15 protein-coding genes and 2 tRNA genes are annotated in these 17,058 nt (G+C 62.3%); 5 read left to right on the plus strand and 12 right to left on the minus strand.

Translation table 11 applies throughout. The features are described from left to right. Positions 1-3: 3 nt before the first annotated feature. The gene (gene ndk / locus QP802_RS09515) at positions 4-414 is read right to left on the minus strand and encodes a nucleoside-diphosphate kinase (RefSeq protein WP_070478404.1); all 411 of its coding nucleotides are present in this window, start codon (positions 412-414) and stop codon (positions 4-6) included. A gap of 72 nt (positions 415-486) precedes the next feature. On the opposite strand from ndk, the gene QP802_RS09520 reads away from it, so the two are divergent. Further along, a complete protein-coding gene (locus QP802_RS09520; protein WP_284818541.1) occupies positions 487-1,953 on the plus strand; it encodes an AMP-binding protein in 1,467 nt (488 codons plus the stop codon). On the opposite strand, the gene QP802_RS09525 is transcribed toward QP802_RS09520, so the two are convergent. The 4 genes from QP802_RS09525 to QP802_RS09540 are packed head-to-tail and all read right to left on the minus strand — an operon-like array spanning position 1,950 to position 7,615. Next, positions 1,950-2,384 (minus strand): DUF4233 domain-containing protein, encoded by a 435-nt coding sequence (locus QP802_RS09525; RefSeq protein ID WP_284818544.1) that lies wholly within the window; start codon positions 2,382-2,384, stop codon positions 1,950-1,952. The genes QP802_RS09520 and QP802_RS09525 overlap by 4 nt on opposite strands. Beyond that, on the minus strand, positions 2,381-3,877 hold the full coding sequence (gene folC / locus QP802_RS09530) for a bifunctional tetrahydrofolate synthase/dihydrofolate synthase (protein WP_284818546.1): 1,497 nt from the start codon (positions 3,875-3,877) through the stop codon (positions 2,381-2,383). Before folC ends, QP802_RS09525 begins: the two co-directional genes overlap by 4 nt. Continuing rightward, positions 3,878-6,586, minus strand: coding sequence for a valine--tRNA ligase (locus tag QP802_RS09535; RefSeq protein WP_070975228.1), 2,709 nt, complete (start codon positions 6,584-6,586; stop codon positions 3,878-3,880). Between the two features lie 42 nt (positions 6,587-6,628). Then, positions 6,629-7,615 carry a malate dehydrogenase gene (locus QP802_RS09540; protein WP_256000909.1) on the minus strand — a complete coding sequence of 329 codons (987 nt, stop codon included), beginning with the start codon at positions 7,613-7,615 and terminating at the stop codon, positions 6,629-6,631. 193 nt (positions 7,616-7,808) lie between these two features. On the opposite strand from QP802_RS09540, the gene QP802_RS09545 reads away from it, so the two are divergent. Further along, entirely contained in the window at positions 7,809-8,606 is a 798-nt protein-coding gene (locus QP802_RS09545) for a TetR/AcrR family transcriptional regulator (RefSeq protein ID WP_284818550.1), read from the plus strand. 16 nt (positions 8,607-8,622) lie between these two features. Here the strand turns inward: QP802_RS09545 and clpX are convergent, their stop codons facing one another. After that, on the minus strand, positions 8,623-9,900 hold the full coding sequence (gene clpX, locus QP802_RS09550; RefSeq protein ID WP_070362031.1) for an ATP-dependent Clp protease ATP-binding subunit ClpX: 1,278 nt from the start codon (positions 9,898-9,900) through the stop codon (positions 8,623-8,625). Positions 9,901-9,987: 87 nt separating this feature from the next. Here clpX and QP802_RS09555 point away from each other — a divergent pair, with 87 nt between their 5' ends. Together QP802_RS09555 and QP802_RS09560 are read left to right on the plus strand one after the other, a co-directional pair. Beyond that, positions 9,988-10,797: an alpha/beta fold hydrolase gene (locus tag QP802_RS09555; protein ID WP_284818552.1), complete on the plus strand. Its 810-nt coding sequence runs from the start codon at positions 9,988-9,990 to the stop codon at positions 10,795-10,797. A gap of 49 nt (positions 10,798-10,846) precedes the next feature. Continuing rightward, a complete protein-coding gene (locus QP802_RS09560; protein WP_284818554.1) occupies positions 10,847-11,434 on the plus strand; it encodes a hypothetical protein in 588 nt (195 codons plus the stop codon). Here the strand turns inward: QP802_RS09560 and QP802_RS09565 are convergent. The 6 genes from QP802_RS09565 to QP802_RS09590 all read right to left on the minus strand — a co-directional run bounded on the left by QP802_RS09565 (position 11,431) and on the right by QP802_RS09590 (position 16,062). Beyond that, positions 11,431-12,759 carry an MFS transporter gene (locus QP802_RS09565; protein WP_284818556.1) on the minus strand — a complete coding sequence of 443 codons (1,329 nt, stop codon included), beginning with the start codon at positions 12,757-12,759 and terminating at the stop codon, positions 11,431-11,433. The genes QP802_RS09560 and QP802_RS09565 overlap by 4 nt on opposite strands. Before the next feature lie 157 nt (positions 12,760-12,916). Beyond that, the gene (locus tag QP802_RS09570) at positions 12,917-13,537 is read right to left on the minus strand and encodes an ATP-dependent Clp protease proteolytic subunit (protein ID WP_070362028.1); all 621 of its coding nucleotides are present in this window, start codon (positions 13,535-13,537) and stop codon (positions 12,917-12,919) included. Positions 13,538-13,557: 20 nt separating this feature from the next. Next, positions 13,558-14,139 (minus strand): ATP-dependent Clp protease proteolytic subunit, encoded by a 582-nt coding sequence (locus QP802_RS09575; RefSeq protein ID WP_070362027.1) that lies wholly within the window; start codon positions 14,137-14,139, stop codon positions 13,558-13,560. 191 nt (positions 14,140-14,330) lie between these two features. Further along, complete coding sequence (gene tig, locus QP802_RS09580) at positions 14,331-15,683, minus strand: trigger factor (RefSeq protein WP_070362026.1); 1,353 nt, start codon at positions 15,681-15,683, stop codon at positions 14,331-14,333. Positions 15,684-15,760: 77 nt separating this feature from the next. Continuing rightward, a tRNA-Pro gene (locus QP802_RS09585) sits at positions 15,761-15,834 on the minus strand. 153 nt (positions 15,835-15,987) lie between these two features. Then, a tRNA-Gly gene (locus QP802_RS09590) sits at positions 15,988-16,062 on the minus strand. 152 nt (positions 16,063-16,214) lie between these two features. On the opposite strand from QP802_RS09590, the gene QP802_RS09595 reads away from it, so the two are divergent. Next, the gene (locus QP802_RS09595; protein ID WP_284818557.1) at positions 16,215-17,024 is read left to right on the plus strand and encodes a DUF1542 domain-containing protein; all 810 of its coding nucleotides are present in this window, start codon (positions 16,215-16,217) and stop codon (positions 17,022-17,024) included. Positions 17,025-17,058: the final 34 nt, after the last annotated feature.

The following is a 17,058-nucleotide window of genomic DNA, read 5'->3' on the forward strand; positions in this document are numbered from 1 at the left end:
TTCTTACTTGTTCGGGAACCAGATTGCGATCTCGCGCTCGGCGGACTCTGGGGAGTCGGAGCCGTGGACGACGTTCTCACCGACGGTGAGGGCGAAGTCGCCGCGGATGGTGCCAGGGGTTGCCTTGGCGACTGGGTCGGTGCCGCCGGCGAGCTGGCGCCACGCCTCGATAGCGCGCTCACCCTCGACGATGCCCGCTACCAGCGGAGCAGAGGTGATGAAGTCAACGAGTTCACCGAAGAACGGCTTGTCCTTGTGCTCTGCGTAGTGCTTCTCAGCGGTCTCGCGGTCTGCGGTGCGCAGGTCCATCTCGACCAGCTTGAGGCCCTTACGCTCAATGCGGGAGATGATCTCTCCGACGTGGCCGTTTGCAACGCCGTCTGGCTTAATCAAAATCAGTGTACGTTCAGTCATGTCTCCATACCCTACTAAACAACAACCACCGGGTGCGAACATCTTGATGTGGGGGTGATTAAAGTTTGCTCCATGACATATGAGAGTCCCCTGCCGCCAATTCCGGACGTCGGCACGCGAGCGCGCTCCATCACCGATCTGCTCTTCGGCAACCTCGGCGAGCATGCGTCGGCGCCGGCGCTCACGGAGGTCGAGACGGGGCGAAGCGTGACCTATGCGCAGCTTCACCAGGAGGTGCTGGCGCTCGCCGCCACGTTGCGCCGCCGCGGCATCGGTCCCGGGGATTGCGTCGCAGTGCAGCTGCCCAACGGCATCGACTTCGCCGTCACTTTCCTCGCGTTGGTGCAGGTGGGGGCGTCGGCAAGCTTGTTGGGGACGAGTCTCACCGCGGCCGAACGTGACCACCTCTGCGCGCTCGCCAAGGCCAAAGTTCTTCTCGACGCCCCCATCGCCCCCACCGAACCTGCCGAGCACAGCGCCTCCCCAGCCGGGCCGGAAGATATCGCCGCGGTTGCGTTTTCCTCCGGTACCACCGGCCTGCCGAAGGCTGTCGAGCTGACCCACCGCAACCTGTGCGCGAACATGCTGCAGTTTTCGGCCGCGCTGCGCGCAAGCGGTATCGGCGCGGGCACCCCGACACTGGCGCCGCTGCCGTTCGCCCACATCTACGGGCTGAACACGCTGCTGCTGTCGTCGCTCTACGCGCGCCACCATATTCACACGATGGCAAGCTTCGACCTGGGAGCGTTTATTGAGGCGCAGCGGAGCCACCGTATTGAGCTGAGCTTTATTGCCCCGCCGATCGCGCTTGCGCTCTCACGACACCCGGAGGCGACCGCGGAGGCGTTCGCGGACTCCCGGTTCATGGTGTGCGGTGCCGCCCCGCTGGATGCTGCGTTGGCGGACAGCGTTGAGCAGCGGCTCGGCACGGTGATCCTGCAGGGCTACGGCACCACGGAGACGTCCCCGGTGACCCACGTGGGCATTGCCGGGAGGTCGAAGCCGGGCTCGATTGGGTTCGCGGTGCCGAACACGCAGTTCCGCATCATCGACCTTCGCGACGGCCACGACGTCGCCCCCGGCAAACCCGGTGAGATGCTCATCCGGGGCCCGCAGGTGATGCGGGGCTACCGCAACGACCCTGAGGCAACCCAGGCAACGATCACTGGTGGGTGGCTGCACACCGGGGATATCGTCACGCTGGCTGAGGACGGCACCGTCTACATCGTCGACCGGGCGAAAGAAGTGATTAAGTACAAGGGCTTCCACGTCGCCCCCGCTGAGCTCGAAGCGTTGCTGCGCACCCACCCCGCGGTTGCCGACGTCGCCGTCGTCCGCCATATCGTGCGCACCCACGGGATCGACTGCGAGGTCCCGCGCGCCTGCATCGTCGTTGCCGACGGTGCTACGTTGAGCCGCGAGGAAATCATGGAGTGGGTTGCCGAGCGCGTGGCCGGATACAAAAAGATCCGTGAAGTCACCTTCACGGATCTCATCCCCCGCAACGCGGCGGGGAAAATTCTGCGGCGCGAACTCTAGTCGGCGTCCAAGTGCTGCGTGGTCAGGTAGCCGCCACGCATGCGCTGCACAATGTCGGAGCGCAGCTTCACGATGAAGAACCACACCAGGCCGAACATCAGGCCAACCACCGTGACCGACCAGTGCACGAAGAACCCAAAGATGAGCGGCACCTGCAGGGCCAAGTTAATCCACATCGCGCCCGGCGCCTTCTGTGCGAACACCATCACCGCGTGGGCGACGCCGATGACCACGATGTACACCCAGTTGAACGTGGTCCAGTAGGCGCCACCGTCGACTTTAAGAATCACGAGCAGGATGAGCAGCACGGTGATCGATTCCATGATCAGCGTGCCGGAGAGCACCCCGCGCAGTCCTGCGATTGGGTCCTTGACCGGCTCGTGCCCGAGCCCGAGCGGGCTAATCGGCGGTTGGCGTTTTTCTCTGCTCACTCTGGGTCCTTTCCAAACATGGTGCGGGCCTCCCCCGCGGTCACGACAGAGCCGGTGATGATCACACCGGAGCCGGACTGCACGCCGACTTCCGCAAGGGCGTCTTCGGCAAGCTCAACAGCCAGCTCGTAGGCGGACGGCAGGTGCGGCTGCACGTGCACGCGCTCATCGCCGAAGATAGAGCGGGCGATCTCGGCAAGGTCTTCGGCCTCCATCGCGCGTGGCGAGGAGTTCTGCGTAATCACGACTTCCGTGAGCGCCGGCTCAAGCGCCTGGAAAATGCCAGCGGCGTCCTTGTCACCGAGGATGCCCAGCACGCCGATGAGTCGGGTGAAGTCGAAGTCGTGCTGCAGTGCCTCCGCAAGGGCGGTTGCGCCGTGTGGGTTGTGGGTGGCGTCGATAAACGTGGTGGGTGTAGCGCGCACTCGCTCGAGCCTGCCCGGAGAGCGGACCGCCGCAAAGCCTTCCCGCACTGCCTCAATGTTGAGCGGGTGCTCGGCGTGTGCGCCGTGGAATGCTTCGACCGCCGCGAGCGCGACGGCCGCGTTGCGGGCCTGGTGTGGGCCGGACAGCGGCAGGAAGATGTCGTCGTAGCTGCCGGCGAGCCCGCGCAGCCGTAGCTGCTGGCCTCCGACGGCCACTCCGGCTTCCTCAACGCCGAACTCGGAGCCGAGGCGCGCGACGGCGCTACCGACCTGGACGGTCTGCTCCAGCACTACGCGCATGGCCTCCGGCTGCTGGTCGGCGATGACCGTGACGGAGTCCGGATTCGTGATGATGCCGGCCTTCTCGCCCGCGATCTGCTCGATCGTGTCGCCGAGGTACTGCGTGTGGTCGATGCCGATCGGCATGATCACGTTGACGTCCGCATCGATCACGTTGGTTGCGTCCCAGCGGCCACCCATGCCGACTTCTACCACGGCGATGTCCACCGGAGCGTCGGCAAACGCGGCGTAGGCGATGCACACCATGGCTTCAAAGAAGCTCAGCGGCTGGCCGAAGTGGTCGTCAGCCATCGCGAGGTACGGCTGGATCTCCTCGTAGATGCGCACAAAGTCCGCGGGGTGGATTGGTTGGCCGTCGATCCCGATGCGCTCGGTGATCAACTGCAGATGCGGGCTCGTCGTGCGCCCCACCCGGTGCCCGAGGCTGCGCAGCAGCGACTCGATCATCCGGGTTGTCGACGTCTTCCCGTTCGTCCCCGCGACGTGAATCGCTTTGAATGAACGCTGCGGGGAGCCCAGCAGATCCATGACGTACTCGACGCGCTCCAGCGTCGGGTCAATTTGCGTTTCGCCCCAGCGTTCCTCGAGCTGCTGCTGGACCTCACGCAATGCCGCGAGGTCCTCAGGCGTGACCTCGCGCGCGACGACGTCTTCCGTCTCCTCCGCCTGCGGCGCGCCCAGGTTCAGGCGCAGCCCGGACTCCTCGACAGAGATATCGAACTGCTCGGGTAGCTCCGGAAGCTCCGGCAGGTCAGCATTGTCGGCCATCTACGCCTCCGGCAGCTGCGCCAGGCGCGCCGTCACACGTGCGAACTCTTCCTTCGCAACCTGCTGGCGCACCTTGATCTTCTCAACGACCTGCTCCGGCGCGTTCGCCAGGAACTGCTCGTTGCCGAGCTGACGGCCAGTGGTATCGAGCTCCTTCTCCGCCGCCGCGAGTTCCTTCTCCAGGCGCTTGCGCTCGGCCGCAACGTCGACGGTGCCGGAGGTGTCCAGCGCCACGTCGAGCGTCGCCTGGCTCAGGCGCATCTCAATGCTTGCCGACGCCGCAAAGCCCTCAGCAGGCGTCTCCACCCGCGCGATATCGCGGATAACGTTTTCCAGCCCAGCCAGGTCCGCCTTGGCAAAGTCAAGCTTCGCCGGCACCTTCTGGTTCGGCTTCACACCCTGGTCAGCGCGGAAACGACGCAGCTCGGTAATCAGCTTGATCGCATCCTGGATCCTGCGGCGCGCCACATCATCCGTTTCGACGCCACCATTGGTGTCCTCCGCAGTCGGCCAAGGCGCCTGCGTCACCGAAGGCTGCTGCGTCAACGCGGTCCACAGGACCTCGGTGATGAACGGCATCGTCGGGTGCAGCAGGCGCAGCACCACGTCGAGCACGCGGCCGAGCACGATCTGCGTGTTACGGCCCTGCGCAGTCTCGCCCTCGCGCGGGATCTGGGTCTTTGCAATCTCCAGGTACCAGTCACACAACTCATCCCACGCGAAGTGGTAGAGATCCTCGTTCGCCTTCGCGAACTGGTAGTCGTCCAAGTAGGCGTCGACCTTCGCGCGGACTTCTTCCGCGCGGTCCAGGATCCAGCGGTCGGCGTCCGTCAGCTCCTCGCGGGCCGGCAGCGGACCAACCGCTGCGCCGTTCATCAGAGCGAAGCGGGTCGCGTTGTACAGCTTGGTGGCGAAGTTACGCGCGGACGTGGCGTTGTCCTCACCGATCGGCAAGTCCACGCCCGGGTTCGCGCCGCGCGCAAGGGCGAAGCGCAGCGCGTCAGCGCCGTAGCGCTCGACCCAATCCATCGGGTCGATGCCGTTGCCCAGGGACTTCGACATCTTGCGCCCCTTCTCGTCGCGCACCAGGCCGTGCAGGTACAGGTCCGTGAACGGGATGATCGGGCGGCCGTCAACCCCCTCGCCGAGGATCTCCGGGGTGTTCTTTCCAGCAAAGGTGCCGAACATCATCATGCGGGCAACCCAGAAGAACAAAATGTCATACGCGGTGACCAGCACGGACGTCGGGTAGAACTTCTCCAGGTCCGGGGTCTTCTCTGGCCAGCCGAGCGTCGAGAACGGCCACAGCGCAGAGGAGAACCAGGTATCCAACACGTCCGGGTCCTGGGTGTAGCCAGCCGGCGGCTCCTCGTCAGGGCCGACGCAGACCACTTCGTCGTTCGGGCCGTACCAGATCGGGATGCGGTGGCCCCACCACAGCTGGCGCGAAATCGTCCAGTCATGCATGTTGTCCACCCAGTCGAAGTAGCGCTTCTCCATCGACGCCGGGTGAATCTTCGTATCGCCGTTGCGGATCGCATCGCCGGACATCTTCGCCAGCTCTTCAACCTTGACGAACCACTGCAGGCTCAGGCGTGGCTCAATCGGTTCACCGGAGCGCTCCGAGTGGCCCACCGAGTGCACGTACGGGCGCACCTCCTTGACGATGCGCCCCTGCTCCGCCAGCGCCTCGCGCACCGCCACGCGCGCCTCTTCGCGGCTCATACCGTCAAACTTGGTGCCGGTATCGGCGATGTGGCCGGTCTCGTCCATGATGATCGGCATGTCCAGGTTGTGGCGCAGGCCCATCTCGTAGTCGTTCGGGTCGTGCGCAGGCGTGATCTTCACCGCGCCGGTGCCCAGTTCCATATCGACGTAATCGTCGGCAATCACCTGAATCTTCAAGTCATCGCGGAACGGGTGGTCAAACTCCTGGCCAACCAGGTCCGTGTAGCGCTCGTCGTCCGGGTGGACGGCAATGGCGACGTCGCCAAGCATGGTCTCAACACGGGTCGTGGCAACGACCAGGTGCGGCTCGTCGTCGTTGAGCGAGCCGTAACGGATGGAGACGAACTCGCCCTCAACGTCCTTATAAACGACCTCAATGTCGGACACCGCGGTCTCCAGCACCGGCGACCAGTTCACCAGGCGGTAGTCGCGGTAGATCATTCCGGCGTCGTACAGCTGCTTAAAGATCGTCTGCACTGCGCGCGAGAGGCCGTCGTCAAGCGTGAAGCGCTCGCGCGACCAATCCACGGAGTCACCGATAGCCCGCATCTGCGTGGTGATGGTGCCGCCGTACTGGTGCTTCCACTCCCATACCTTGTCCACGAACTCTTCGCGGCCATAGTCGTAGCGGTCCTTGCCCTCCTCGGCCTTCAGCTTCGCCTCGACCTTCGTCTGCGTAGCGATGCCCGCGTGGTCCATACCCGGCAACCACAACACCTCGTAGCCCTGCATGCGCTTGCGGCGCACCATAACATCAATGAGCGTGTGGTCCAGGGCGTGGCCCATGTGCAGCTGGCCCGTCACATTCGGCGGGGGCAGCACCACAGAATAAGCAGGCTTGTCCGAGGAAGCGTCGGCGGTGAAGTATCCCTTCTCCACCCAGCCCTCGTACAAAGCCTGCTCGTGTTCGCCGGGCTCCCAAGACTTCGGGAGCGCATCGGCTCGGTTCTTGCCTACCAAATGTTCAGTCGCGTCAGTCACGGTTGACTATCTTAGCCATCAACCTCCGGTAGGCGCGACCGGTTAGAAAAGCTTGGACGCAATCTCCCACTCGCCGCGCATCGCTTCGACGTTCTTGTCGATGCGCTCGCGCTGGAAGTCGCTGATCTCCAGCCCCTCGACGACCTCCCACTTGCCATCACGGCCAATCACCGGGAAACCGAAGAGCAGCCCCTCCTCGACGCCGTACTGGCCGGTGGAAGGCAGCGCTGCCGTCGTCCACTTGCCGTCGGTGCCATTGACCCAGTCACGCATGTGGTCAACCGCCGCGGAAGCAGCGGACGCCGCCGAGGACTTACCACGAACCTCGATGATTTCGCCACCGCGCTTGGCAACGCGCGGGATGAACTCGTCGACGTACCAATCGCGGTCCAGCTTGTCGGCAATCTTCTCGCCGCCGACCTCAGCGAAGGTCACATCCGGGAACTGAGTATCCGAGTGGTTGCCCCACACCACCATCTTTTCAATTGTCGACGACGGCACCTCCAGCTTCTGGCCCAGCATGGACAGTGCGCGATTCTGGTCCAGTCGCATCAAGGCATTGAAGCGCTCGGCAGGGACATCCGCCGCGGCCTTCGCAGCGATACGCGCGTTCGTATTCGCAGGGTTACCCACGACGAGCACCCGGATATCGTCCGCAGCGCCAGCGTTGATGGCCTTGCCCTGCTCGACGAAGATCTTGCCGTTCGCGGTGAGCATGTCCGCGCGGGACTCGCCCTTACCGCGTGGCTTCGCGCCAACCAGGAACGCGGCGTTTGCGCCCTCGAATGCCTTGAACTGGTCATCGGAAACGTTGATACCAGTCACCAGTGGGAAGGCAGAGTCGTGCAGCTCCATCGCGGTACCCTCCGCCGCGCGGACAGCTGCCGGGATCTCGAGCAGCGTCAGCTCGACCGGCTGATCCGCACCGAAGACGTCGCCGGAGGCAATACGCCACAGCAGGGAGTACGCGATGTTGCCTGCTGCGCCGGTGACAACGACTTTAACGGGAGTGGAAGAATGGTGTGTCATAGAAAAACCTCGGGTCAATAGTGTGCGGTATCTGACATTCAAAGTATAGGTAGCTCAACCGACACACTACCCCCGAAATCGTGCATACCCTCCCCCCTTTAGGCCTAAAAGGCATAGTAAGGCAGACAAATTCCCGTTTTGCACGGTGCAAATTCTCAAATGGGGGCATCATAGAGAAAAGTAGATGTCACCAATGAGCCAACATTCACGCATGCGTAGTAATTCAGGAGCGGATACAACGATGGATTTCCCCACCGACCCCACCTCGGCGAGTATCAAAGCACCTGAACCAGATATCAACGCAGAAATCGATAGTGTTGTTGACATCGCCCTCGACATGTTCGCCCGCGGTGGCTTCTCCCAAACAAAGCTGGGTGCCATCGCGAAGGAAACCGGCATGTCGAAGAGGATGATCCATTACCACTTCAGCGACAAAAAGGGCCTCTACGCAAAAACGATCAGGCGCGCGCTCGACCGCCTGGCTCCACCCGAAGAGATCCTGCAGCGCTCCTACGCAGTCCCAGTTGATGGCATGCGCCGCTTCGTAGACAGCATGTTCCACTCCTTCCAGGACAACCCTGAGGCAGTTCAGCTGCTCATTCGTGAGCGGCTCGAGCCGGTCCTCGAGGACGCCTCGACGGACATTGTGCACGGCCGCAGCGAGATCACGCTGCACGTCGAGCGCCTCCTGCTCGTGGGCCAGGACGCCGGTGCCTTTCGGCCGGGGATCTCCGCCGATGACGTACTCGCGCTGCTCACGGCGCTGAGCACGCTGCGGGTATCGGGCAACGCGGCGTCGATAATTACGAGCCACCTCGACCTCGACGAGCCGCGAAACGTCGAAGGGATGCGGCGCATGGTTATTGATACCGTGCTGGCGTTTTTGACATCCAACATCGCGCCCTCGGGCTACGAAAGCTACCTCGAGGCCACTCCCCTGCCGGACAGCGAAGGCACCGGCACCAGCGACGACCTCTACGACATCTACTAACTGCGACTCGGCAGCCTTAGGCCGAGCGCTGCCCTTCAGCTTCCACGAACTGCGGCTCTGCAGCGCCCCGCACCACGTCGCCGTTGATGACGACTTCGCTGACGTTCTCGCGGTCGGGCAGGTCGTACATGATGGGCACGAGCACTTCCTCCATGATGGCGCGCAGACCACGGGCGCCGGTGTTGCGCTCGGCAGCGCGGTCGGCAATCTCCTCGAGGGCGTCCTCGGTGAGCGTGAGCTGGGCGCCGTCCATCGAAAAGAGGCGGCTGTACTGCTTCACCAGTGAGTTCTTCGGCTCGGTGAGTACGCGCACCATGGCGTCGCGGTCGAGGTTCTCCACGTTCGCGATGATCGGCAGGCGCCCAATGAACTCAGGGATGAGGCCGAACTTCACCAGGTCACCCGGCTGCACCTGCGCCAGCATGTTGGCTTCGTCGCGCTCCTGCTTCGAGTCGATCTCCGCACCGAATCCGATGCCCTTCTTGCCCACGCGCTCCGCAATCACCTTGTCCAAGCCCGCGAACGCACCGGCGACGATGAACAGGATGTTCGTCGTATCAATCTGGATGAACTCCTGGTTCGGGTGCTTGCGCCCGCCCTGCGGCGGCACGGACGCGACGGTGCCCTCCAGGATTTTCAGCAGTGCCTGCTGCACGCCTTCGCCGGACACGTCGCGGGTAATCGAGGGGTTCTCGGACTTGCGGGAGATCTTGTCTACCTCGTCGACGTAGATGATGCCGTGCTGCGCCCGGTTAACGTCGAAGTCCGCGGCCTGCAGTAACTTCAGCAAGATGTTTTCGACGTCCTCTCCGACGTACCCCGCCTCGGTGAGACTGGTGGCGTCGGCAATTGCGAATGGCACGTTGAGCATCCTGGCAAGCGACTGCGCGAGGTACGTCTTGCCGGAGCCCGTCGGCCCCAGCAGCAAAATATTCGACTTCGCGATTTCCACTTCCTCATCACGCTTGCGGTTCGTTACATTCTCCGACTCCGCTCGGATGCGTTTGTAGTGGTTGTACACCGCCACCGCGAGCGTGCGCTTCGCCGAGTCCTGCCCGATGACGTACTGGTCCAAAAACTTGGTGATCTCACTTGGCTTCGGCAGCCGATCCGCAGCCTCATCCTGCTCAGCCTGCGCCCCGCCGAGTTCTTCCTCGATGATTTCGTTGCACAGCTCGATGCACTCATCACAGATGTAGACTCCGCCACCGGCAATAAGCTTGCGAACCTGCTTCTGCGTCTTGCCGCAAAAGGAGCACTTCAACAGGTTTGAGGTGTTTTGGGATGTTGCCATAGATGCGTTGGACTCCAGCTTCTTCGTCTCGCCTAAGGGTTGACCTTAGAGCTTAGCGGGTACGTCAAACTCACACACTCTCGCACGTTGTCGCGCATCGTGGCGATCAAGGGCACAATGGAGCGCATGACGCATATACATACTGTGGAATACGGCAATAAAGACAACACCAGCACCGTGGTGCTCCTCTCCTCCATCGCGACGACGCACGAATCCTGGTCGAAGCAGATTCCTGAACTGGCGAAGCACCACCGTGTCATCGCGGTCGATCATCGCGGGCACGGCGGCTCCGACGTCGCCCAGGTGGCTCCCAGCTCCGCAACCGTGAAGCTGCTTGCGCAGGATATCTTGAGCGCACTCAACCGCGAGGGGGTCGACCGCTTCAGCGTTGTCGGCCTCTCCCTCGGCGGCGCCATTGCGCAGTATCTTGCGGCGTACAGCGGGCGCGTGGAGAAGGCAGTCTTCGCTTGCACCGCGACTTACCTCGGTGGCAATGCGCAGTGGGACGAGCGCACGCGCATCGCACGGGAGGAAGGCATGGGCCCCATCGCCGACATGCTCATTCCTAACTGGTTCACCCCAGCATTTATCGACGCCCACCCAGGGGAAGTCGAGCGCATCCACGACATGGTCAGCGCCATCGACCCCGAGGGTTACGCCCAAAACGGCGATGCCTTGGCAAAGTGGGACTTCGCTTCCCACCTGGATCAGATCACCTGCCCAGTGCTGACCATCGCGGCCACCGGCGACGCCGGTACCGGCCCGGACAAACTGGCCGAAATCGCCGACGGCGTCGCAGGCCCCGTGGAGTCTGTGGTCATTGAGCCGGGCTCGCACCAGGTGCCCATCGAGAACCCTGCTCCGTTCAATGAAGCGCTGCTGAAGTTTTTGGGCTAAGATTTGTCGGCTACGCTAGACGCAGAAGTCTGTCAGAAAGGATCCCCTAGTGATGAACACCCGGCCCAAACTTGTGCTTGCCGCACTCTTGACGTGCACGACGCTGTTGGCCGGGTGTAACTCGTCGCCGGAGGATCGTTTGGCGGAGCCTGAGATCTCGTTCCCGGCGAAGGAGACGTCGACAAGCCCGGCGCCCGACGATGATGACGAGGACGCGACCGAGACCGAGACGTCCACCTCGACAAAGACCTCAACGAGCACCTCGAAGAAGAGCTCAAGCTCGTCTAGCTCCTCGAGTTCTTCGAAGAAGTCGAGCTCTTCTGCTTCCTCTAGCGATGATGACAGCGACGAGCCCGCGCCGGTACAGCCTGCAGAGCCTGCGCCTCAAAACGGCGCGGCGTGCGCGTGGCCGAAGCAGGGCCAGCAGTCCGCGAGCGACGAATACAGCACCTTCTGCGACGGCGACTGGGCCCGCACCGTGATGCCGAACGGCCAGGAGTACTTCTGGGCTTCCAACGGCAACTCTTGGGCATCCGTTGACCCCGTCGGCGAGCACGAAGGCAACGCCTGCTGGGACCGTAAGGACTTCACCTCCGCACCGGCCGCGGTGCGCGACGCGGTCCCGTACTGCCCTTAAGCCTGCAGCACCTCCGCTGGCTTCTTGACGACGACCGGCTTCGCGGCCGGCGCTCGCAGCCCTACCAGGGCGACCGCACTCAGCACGAACACGCCTGCTGCAACGATGTAGAGTCCACGTGGCCCCAGCCCGGCCTCGGCGAGGTAGCCGATGAGCAGTGGTCCGCAGACCGAACCAACTCGTCCCACAGCCAACGCCACTCCAACGCCGGTCGCCCGCAAGTGCGTCGGGTAGGACGCCGGGGTCACGGTGTACATGCCGGTAACACACGCGTTCAGCAACATACCAACCAGTACGCCCAGCGGGAACGCCACCAACGACGCGCCCGCGGAGAAGATGAAGGCCACCAACGCGCCCGCGCCACCGATGGCGAAGGCGATGAGCAGCACGCGGGCGTCAACACGCGTGGTAATCACTCCGAAGATCAGCGAGCCGATCGTGCCGCCGAACGCGATCATGATGCCGCCGAAAATACCCTGCTGCGCGGACAGTCCCAGTTCATTGAGCAACTTGGGCGTCCAGGAATTAGCAAAGGCAAAACCAAAGCTGATCAGCGAGAATGCAATCCAGATCCGTACAGTCGTCGACAGCCATACTGGGGAGACGATTGCGCGCAGGGCGCCCGAGGCGGAAGCCGGGGCGCTCGTCTGGGCCGGAACCACTGCTCCCCCGTGTCCAATACGGCGTGCGATACGCTCAACGCGCGCAGCGTCACCACGGCTTGCGAGCACGTCCACCGACTCCGGCAGCAACGCCGTTGCAAGCACCAGCGCCACGGCAGACAGAGCCGCGCCCACGAAGAAGATCCAGTGCCAGCCGTGGCTCTCCACAACCTTGGACGCCAGCACGCCGCACAGCGTCGCTCCAACGCCGTACCCCGACGCGTAGACCGCCATCGCCAGCCCACGGAACCGGTCGTTAGAATACTCACTGACCAGCACCGTCACGCACGCGAGCACGCCGCCCACGCCCACACCAGTGACGAAGCGCCACGCGATAAACGCCGCGGTACTCCCCGCGAAGCCCGACAGGAGCAAGCCCACGGTGTCAATCAGCAGCGCCACAAGAATCACGTTTCGACGCCCCCATCGATCCCCCGCAGGCCCAAAGACCGCCGCGCCGACACCAACGCCGAGCAGCGCCGCCGACAGCACCCAACCCAGCAGGGACGAGCCGATCGCGAACTCCTCCGCCAGGTGCGGCGCCGCAAATGCGGTTGCGACGAGGTCATAGCCGTCAAGGGCGTTCAAATAGGTAATGACGGCAATGATCAGCCACTGGTACGGGCTCATCGGCCGAGTGTTAATGGAGGTTCTAATATCCACCGCGGTCTTTCCTTTATCTTCACGTGTCGTGTTTTCGCAGATGTGTGAAGAATGTACCGCACGGTCTGTCTATTCGCGCCCTTTTATTCACGCTTTGTCAAGCACACAAAAAGACGCCACCCGGTTACCCGTGGTGGCGTCGACAAGCGATCAGAAGTTAGCCGTTCAGCTTGCGGTAATCAAAGACCTGGTCGATGATGCCGTACTCGACAGCTTCCTGCGCGGTAAGGATCTTGTCGCGATCCGTATCAATACGGACCTGCTCCGCAGTGCGACCGGTGTGGTGCGCGAGTGTGTCCTCCATCAGGCGACGCATGCGCTCGATCTCATTGGCCTGGATCTCAAGGTCAGAAACCTGGCCCTGGGTACCCTGCGTCGCCGGCTGGTGGATCAGCACCCGCGAGTTCGGCAGCGCAGCGCGCTTCCCCGGCGCACCAGCGGCAAGGATGACCGCCGCAGCGGACGCAGCCTGGCCGAGGCACACCGTTTGCACGTCCGGGCGGACGTACTGCATCGTGTCGTAAATCGCCATCAGCGCGGTAAACGAGCCACCTGGCGAGTTAATGTACATCGTGATGTCGCGGTCCGGGTCCTGAGACTCCAGCACCAGCAGCTGCGCCATGATGTCATTCGCGGAAGTGTCATCGACCTGGGTGCCCAGGAAGACGATGCGCTCCTCGAAAAGCTTGCCGTATGGGTCGATCTGCTTCGTGCCGAAGGAAGTCTCCTCCAAGAACTGTGGCAGCACGTAGCGGGAGGAAGGCATTTGGAAAGACATACGTAAATTCTCCTGTCTACTTAGTTGCTGATCGAGCCCTGAGCGCTCTCGATAACGTGGTCCACGATGCCGTACTCCATCGCCTCTTGGGCCGTGAACCAACGGTCACGGTCGGAATCCTTCGTAATCTGCTCGAAAGTCTGGCCGGTATGCTCAGCGATAAGCTGGGCCATCTCGCGCTTCGTCGCAGCGAACTGCTCAGCCTGAATAGCAATGTCGGCAGCAGTACCGCCAACGCCTGCGGACGGCTGGTGCATCATAATCCGAGCGTGCGGAAGCGCGTAACGCTTGCCTTTCGTGCCGCCGGAAAGCAGGAACTGCCCCATCGACGCCGCCAAGCCCATGCCGTACGTAGCAATATCGCACGGCGAGTACTTCATCGTGTCATAAATCGCCATGCCGGCAGTCACGGAACCACCCGGGGAGTTAATGTACAGCGAGATGTCGCGAGTTGGATCCTCCGCGGACAGCAGCAAGATCTGCGCGCACAGCTTGTTCGCAATTTCGTCGTCAACCTGCTGGCCCAGGAAAATAATGCGCTCGCGCAGCAGGCGCTCATAGACAGAATCACCCAAGTTCATGCCCTGCGATGGGGATGTCATAAAAATGGCTCCTTTGTGGTTCAAACTCTTTTATGTAGCGTCAACAATGCCACCACCCTACTCCGATAGTCCACTTTGCACGGGGTTGTTCGCTGATGGCGTACACGTACGTTGTGAACCCGTAGTGAATGGCGAAACGCCCCGGCGTAGGCGCAACGCGTGCGCATCGCCGGGGCGTTTCAACTCACGATTTAGTCTTCGGAAGCCTCTGCTTCTTCCTCTTCAACCTCACCGAAGTAATCGTTCGGGTCGACGGTCTCGCCCTTGTCGTCCTTCACGGACACGCGGCAGATCGCGGTAGCGAGTGCCTTGCCACGGCGGACGTCTGCGAAGAGGTTACCGATCTGGCCTGCCTGCTGCAGCTGCGCCACGAACTGGTTCGGGTCCATGCCGTAGGACTGCGCGGTGAACAGGATGTGGTCGGTCATCTCCTGCTGGGAAACCTCAGGCTCCTCCTGGTCAGCAACAGCGTCCAGGAACAGCTGGGTACGGACAGCGGACTCAGCCTGCTCGTGGTTCTTCTTGTCGAACTCCTCGCGGGTCATGCCCTGTGCCTCGAGGAACTGTGCGACAGCAGCCTCGTCGTGTGCCAGCTGGCCGAGCATCTGGTGGAGCATGTTGTGCTCCTGCTCCTCGACGATGGACTTCGGAAGCTCGAACTTCGTCTCCTCGAGCGCTGCCTTCAGTACCTCGTCGCGGATGTCAGCTGCCTGCTGGGTCTTCTTGTCCTCAGCGAGCTGCTCCTTGGTGGATTCACGCAGCTCCTCAGCGGTGTCGAACTCGGAGGCCATCTGAGCGAACTCGTCGTCAAAGTCAGGAAGCTTGCGCTCCTTCGACTGCTGGACGTGTACCTTGATGGTGGCTTCCTTGCCCTTGTGCTCGCCGAACTCGATCGTCGCTGTGAACTCGTTGTCCTCGCCGGTCTTCATGCCGCGCAGCGCGGTGTCGAGGCCCTTGATCAGGTCGTCCGAGCCGATCTGGTAGGTCAGGCCCTCGGTGGAAGCCTCCTCGACCTTCTCGCCGTCAACCTCAGCGTGCAGGTCGATGACTGCGAAGTCGTCGGTCTTCATCTTGCGCTTGGTGTCCTTGAGCTCGCCGAAGCGCTCGCGGAGCTGGTCGATCTCCTTGTCGACGTCCTCGTCGCTGACCTCGAGGGCCGGAACAGTGACGTCAATCTTGGAGAAGTCAGGGACAGTAATCTCTGGGCGAACGTCGACCTCAGCGGTGAACTCGACGACGTCGTTGTCCTCGATCTTGGTGATGTTGATCTCTGGCTGACCGATCGGGTTCAGGCCATTTTCCAGGACAGCCTTCTCGTAGCGGGTTGGCAGCATGTCGTTGACAACCTGCTCCAGGATCGGGCCACGGCCGAAGCGGGCGTCGATCAGCTGGCGAGGAGCCTTACCGCGACGGAAGCCAGGAATGTTGACCTGCTGCGCAATTGACTTGTACGCCTGGTCGATTTCCTTGCCGAGCTCATCGAAAGGAACGCTGACGTCCAACTTGACACGAGTCTCACTGAGCTTGTCGACGGAAGTCTTCACGGATTACTCCTGTAATTAATCGGGTAAATTGTACGGATATGTAAACAAGCCCGCTATTTCTAGCGGGCTTGTTGATGTCGGGGCGACAGGATTTGAACCTGCGACCCCCTGCTCCCAAAGCAGGTGCGCTACCAAACTGCGCCACGCCCCGCGAATGATTGCTCATTGCGACGTTGGCAACTATAACCATGCCCCAGAACAATACGCAAATCCACAGGACAACACTGCTTTTAAAGCTCAACGCGCGAACAAACAAAAAACGCGGCTACACATCTCGTGCAACCGCGTCTTCCGCTTAAACATTTGGAGGGAATGACGGGAATCGAACCCGCGTCTTCAGCTTGGAAGGCTGAGGTATTAGCCACTATACGACATTCCCACTTCACCAAAAGGTGATGGGCGCAAGTGTAACCTACCGCCCACTTTGAGACAAAACCACCCGCTTAGCGTGGAACTTTCTCCCGACCACGTGCGTTGCACGTTGTAAGTACTAATAATTTGTGGCCGATTCCGAAGGAGCTTTCCCTCACTATGAACCTCATTTTGATCCTCGCTATCGTTGGCGCCGCGGTGTACCTGATAAAGAGCCGCCAGAATGGCGCGACCAACCAGCGCGAACAGCTCCAGCTCGAGGATGCGATTGCGGACGCACGCCGCTGGACAGAGCGACTTGGCTCGCAAGTCCTTACTATCTCCGGTACCGACGCCGCTTCGACCCAGGCGATGGCCGACGCCTCTGAACGCTACAACGCAGCAAGTGGCGCGCTGGGCCAGGCGACCACACCGAAGCAGGCTATGCTCGCTCGCGAATCTGCGCTGGAGGGGCTGCACTATGTCAACGCAGCACGCGAAATCATGGGCATGCCCGCTGGCCCAGAGCTTCCAGAACTGGAAGGCCAGCGTCGCGCGGGCCGGGTGACCGAGGAGCGAACGATCCGCCAGGAAGACGGCACCACCGTCACCGCATCCCCGTACGCTTCTGAACGCACCCCGAACTACTACCCTGGCGGCGTTGTCGCCGGCCGCCCAGTACCGGCTGGCTGGTACTCCACCGCCTGGTGGGCTCCAGCGATGATGACTGGCATGTGGGCTGCAAGTTCGATGATGTTCTACTCCGCGATGTTCGCAGGTATGGCCGGCACGCCATCGCCTGAGGCCTTCGCAGCGGGTGACTTCGGGGACGCCGGCGCAGGCGACTTCGGCGATATGGGAGATGCTGGAGACATCGGCGATGCCGGGGAGATGGGCGATATGGGCGACGTCGGCGGCGAGGGCCTGTTCGGTGACGGCGGCCTCTTTGGGGATGGCGGTGGCTTCGACTTCGGGGGATTTGACTTTTAGTCCAGGCCAGTGCGCTAGAATGCCTACCGTTTAG

This window comes from Corynebacterium sp. UMB10119B, from assembly GCF_030228125.1.
In the GTDB taxonomy this organism is placed as follows: domain Bacteria; phylum Actinomycetota; class Actinomycetes; order Mycobacteriales; family Mycobacteriaceae; genus Corynebacterium; species Corynebacterium pseudogenitalium.

Bases quoted from the DNA above. Each gene is read 5' to 3' on its own strand.
- ndk (WP_070478404.1), bottom strand. From the start codon at position 414: ATGACTGAACGTACACTGATTTTGATTAAGCCAGACGGCGTTGCAAAC.
- QP802_RS09520 (WP_284818541.1), top strand. From the start codon at position 487: ATGACATATGAGAGTCCCCTGCCGCCAATTCCGGACGTCGGCACGCGA.
- folC (WP_284818546.1), bottom strand. From the start codon at position 3,877: ATGGCCGACAATGCTGACCTGCCGGAGCTTCCGGAGCTACCCGAGCAG.
- QP802_RS09540 (WP_256000909.1), bottom strand. From the start codon at position 7,615: ATGACACACCATTCTTCCACTCCCGTTAAAGTCGTTGTCACCGGCGCA.
- QP802_RS09545 (WP_284818550.1), top strand. From the start codon at position 7,809: ATGAGCCAACATTCACGCATGCGTAGTAATTCAGGAGCGGATACAACG.
- clpX (WP_070362031.1), bottom strand. From the start codon at position 9,900: ATGGCAACATCCCAAAACACCTCAAACCTGTTGAAGTGCTCCTTTTGC.
- QP802_RS09570 (WP_070362028.1), bottom strand. From the start codon at position 13,537: ATGTCTTTCCAAATGCCTTCCTCCCGCTACGTGCTGCCACAGTTCTTG.
- QP802_RS09575 (WP_070362027.1), bottom strand. From the start codon at position 14,139: ATGACATCCCCATCGCAGGGCATGAACTTGGGTGATTCTGTCTATGAG.
- QP802_RS09595 (WP_284818557.1), top strand. From the start codon at position 16,215: ATGAACCTCATTTTGATCCTCGCTATCGTTGGCGCCGCGGTGTACCTG.